This is a genomic window from Shewanella sp. 125m-1 (genome assembly GCF_052977065.1).
In genome coordinates this window covers 1-3,660 of the sequence record NZ_JBRILT010000084.1, presented here as the reverse complement: position 1 = coordinate 3,660, position 3,660 = coordinate 1, and the positions used below count along the sequence as shown (strand labels likewise).

General features: G+C 42.6%; 2 protein-coding genes and 1 pseudogene. 1 reads left to right on the top strand and 2 read right to left on the bottom strand.

Going from position 1 to position 3,660, the window contains the following annotated elements; translation table 11 throughout:
• Positions 1–172: 172 nt before the first annotated feature.
• Together ACVBIK_RS20545 and ACVBIK_RS20540 are read right to left on the bottom strand one after the other, a co-directional pair.
• Positions 173–1,287, bottom strand: a pseudogene (locus ACVBIK_RS20545) (IS91 family transposase).
• Positions 1,284–2,174, bottom strand: coding sequence for a tyrosine-type recombinase/integrase (locus tag ACVBIK_RS20540; RefSeq protein WP_447170413.1), 891 nt, complete (start codon positions 2,172–2,174; stop codon positions 1,284–1,286). Before ACVBIK_RS20540 ends, ACVBIK_RS20545 begins: the two are co-directional and overlap by 4 nt.
• A gap of 146 nt (positions 2,175–2,320) precedes the next feature.
• Here ACVBIK_RS20540 and ACVBIK_RS20535 point away from each other — a divergent pair, with 146 nt between their 5' ends.
• Positions 2,321–3,511, top strand: a complete 1,191-nt coding sequence (locus ACVBIK_RS20535; RefSeq protein ID WP_447170412.1) for a phospholipase D family protein — start codon at positions 2,321–2,323, stop codon at positions 3,509–3,511.
• Positions 3,512–3,660: the final 149 nt, after the last annotated feature.

Below are 3,660 nucleotides of genomic sequence, written 5' to 3'. Positions count from 1 at the left end.
ATTATTGAGTTTGAAGACAGACTTGTGAAACATATTAACTAAAACTGCAGTTACACAGAATCTGTTACACCCTCCTTTTGACTAGCCATAGCTATCCCTTAGCACCGCTAGCCAATAAAGTAAGTTATTCGCTTCTAAATATCTCAAATTAAAAATTCTGCTCATTTACCGCTTAAACTGTGGCGTTAGGTTGCCTAGTGTTTTCGCTAAGTACTTTGGCTAAGTAAGCTTGTAGGTCGAGCATACTTTTTTCCACGTACGCCCATAAATTCCATTGGCTGTTGGCAGCAAGGACAAGTGCGGTTCGCCACCGTGCGCTTTAGCTCTGGCACTATCGGATATATTGCACCAGCAACCGCAAGCATAAACTGGATCTGCTGACGTATCTTTCGACTGCTACCTTGTAACAGACCATAATCTCTGACTCGTCGTAACCCTTTGGGCAAAACATGCTGCAGTACTAACCATAAGAACTTCACCGTGGGTAAGGTACGTATTTTTGTCGTTTGACTCTGGCTGTCTTGATACTTAAAACTGACTTGGCCATCAGTCACGCTGATGATGCTTTTATCTGGCAATACACCGCGATAGAGGTATCGGGACAGGTACTTCAGTGCTGGTAAGCCTTTGCCCACATGCTGGCAATCTACCACCCACTTCTTAGGCGGGTGTTCTGGTAGCATGATGTTGAGTTTGTCTGTCAGTTGTTTAAGCAGTCTTGCTCGCCACACTGTGGCGAGGTTGAAGGCATTGAACAGGTATTTACCCCTGCTTTTCCGCCACTGCTGCTTGGCTTTGTTGAAGCTACCTGCGGGAATGATGAAGTGAAGATGCGGATGGTAGTCTCGGCGTCTGTTGTGGGTATGCAACACGCCCGTGAAACCTATCTCACCGCCAAGTGATTTTAAAGTCTTTAAGTAAACTGGGCGCCACCGTGAACATCGCTTGATAGACTTGCTCTGGGTGAGACTTCACGACGGCACGAAGCTCGAAAGGCAAGGTGAACGTCACCATGTAATACTCAACTGGCAGTAGTTTAGCTTGCTGTTTGTTCAGCCAATCGTCAGTGGTGTTGTGCTGACATTGAGGGCAACTGCGATGACCACAAGAGAGTGGGAAGTCGGCAGTATGAGTACAACTCTGGCAGGCCCACTGACTTGTTCGCGCGGTATTGCTGCGGCAACTGAGCATCGCATAAATTGCTTGTCACATAGTCGCAGTAATTTGTTGCTCGTAAGCCTGATTAAACGTATCAAGATGCTCGCGTAAAATGTCGATGAACTTCATGCGCCACACTCCCAGTTCAGCGCTAAACCATCTGTCAGCAGGTTAATCGCCTCAATTGTATTTTTGCGAGTAATTTGAGTAAGCCGTGTATATCGTGCAGTGGTATTAAGGCTGTTATGGCCGAGCAGACTTTGAACAGAGCGCAGATCTAGTCCTTGCTCAAGCAGGTGAGTTGCATAGCTGTGGCGTAGATTATGCGGGCTGATGGATTTATGAATGTTGCACTCAGCAATGACTCGTTTTAGTGCCTTTTGAATGCCACCTTTATCCATCAGTGAGTCAGGCTTGCCATCTTTACCCGGGAAAAGATAACGCGGATGGCGATGGGTTTGCCAGTAATACCGCAGTGCAAGTAAAGTGCGTTTAGGTAAAGGAATCAGCCTATCCTTGCCACCTTTAGCATTACGAATATGCACCTGCATCATCCGCGAGTCGATATCACCCACCTGCAGTGAAATGCCTTCGCCAAGCCTAAGCCCCATGCTGTACAGCACCAAGAAGAACACCTGATAACGCAGTTGGTGAGTGAGGCTAATGACGATAGCGACTTCAGCTGGGGTCAGAATATCGGGCAAGCGTTTTACCTGTGGCGGCTTAACGATGTTGAGCCATTCCCACTGCAGGTTAAGCACATGACGGTAGAAAAACTGTAAGCCATTACGGTCAAGCTTAACTGTGCTCCATGAGTGTGACGCTATCAGTTGAGCGAAGTAGCGCTTCAAATCATTGGTTGTGAGGTTGTCGGGGCAACAGTCAAAATAGGCCGCAATACGTCTAACGGCTCGGCTATACGCATCGATAGTTGCGGGTCGCTTGCCTTGCAGGGTTAAGTTGGTAAGATGTTGTTCATAAAGAAAATCAAAGCGTTGTTGTTCGGATGTGTTCATGGCAATACTCCTAGATTTACGACCAAGGCAGGTCGCCTCTAGAAAGTATTTAGGATGGTAGAGCAAAGAGGCTTGTTATCTCTTCTGCCGCACAGCGGCTTCGTTCAACAAGGCGTTATGTCTCCATCATACATTAGGAGTTTTGTGTGAATATAATTACAACGAATAAAAACTTCGAAAGTTTACTCGTTAAACTTATTAATAAATATGATGATATTCATATTTCTGTCGCTTGGGCATCAGCTAACACAAATGTGTTTAAAGCATTGCTGGAAAATAGAAAAAAATTGTCAACCACTACAATAGGCACTCATTTTTATCAAACTGACCCTAATGTATTAGATGCTTTTATAGAAAGTGAGAGTGTTAAGTTTATTACTCAACCTAGTGGTGTTTTTCATCCGAAGGTATATTTTTTCTCTAACTCCGAAGGTTGGGAAGCTATCATAGGTAGTGCCAATATGACAGCAGGAGCGATGAACAATAATCAGGAAATGAGTGTTCATTTTTCCAGTTTTGAACAATCACAACCTAATCTAAAAATTGATATTCTTAAAAGCATTACTGCTTACTTTGATAGTGCATCTGCTATTACGACAGAGGAAGCTAACGCTTATCGATGTATCTGGGCTAAAAACAAAACCAAGCTTGATAGGCTTTCAGATATTTATGGGAAGAAAACATCAAGGAAGTCAGCAATACAAAGCACTATAATGCGAATGCCTTGGGATGAATTCTCCTCTTTGGTTAAAAAAGATCCTTATCACGGTATTAACGATCGCCTCGATTTACTCAATATTATCCATCAAGGATTTCTATCCTATGATAAGTATAAAGATATGCCACTTGCTTTACGTAAGACAATTGCTGGTTTACCAAATGATCTCCATGATCATTGGGGCTGGTTCGGTAGCATGAGGGGAGCAGGTGTTTTTCATAGTAATATAAACAATAATAATCCATATATTTCTGATGCTATTCAGCATATTGACCTAAACAAAAATATTACTAGAAGTGACTATATGCAATTCATCGATTGCTTTGTAAAAGCGTTTCCTGATGGCAGAGATGGTATAGGAACGGCTAGTAGATTACTTGCGATGAAACGACCTGATATTTTTGTTTGCATTGATGATAAAAACAATAAAAGTATGTGTAAAGATTTCGGTATAAAAATTACTGGAATGACCTACGAAAGATATTGGGATGAATTAATTTGTCGTATTCATGATTCTGTGTGGTGGCAAACTAATCAGCCGAAAGAAAAAAGTGAAAAAGAGATTTGGAAAGGCCGTGCAGCATTATTAGATTGTATTTTTTATGAGCATAAGGCATAAAATTTATCAACTGGACGTATTACGACTGATGTTATTTAGGCGTTACCGTGTATCAGATTGCAATACATTCTCGGCTCTTCTCCGCTTACATGAGCTTGATATTTGGATAAAAGGTTGAATGGGTATCAGGGACTGATGTTTGTCTGATC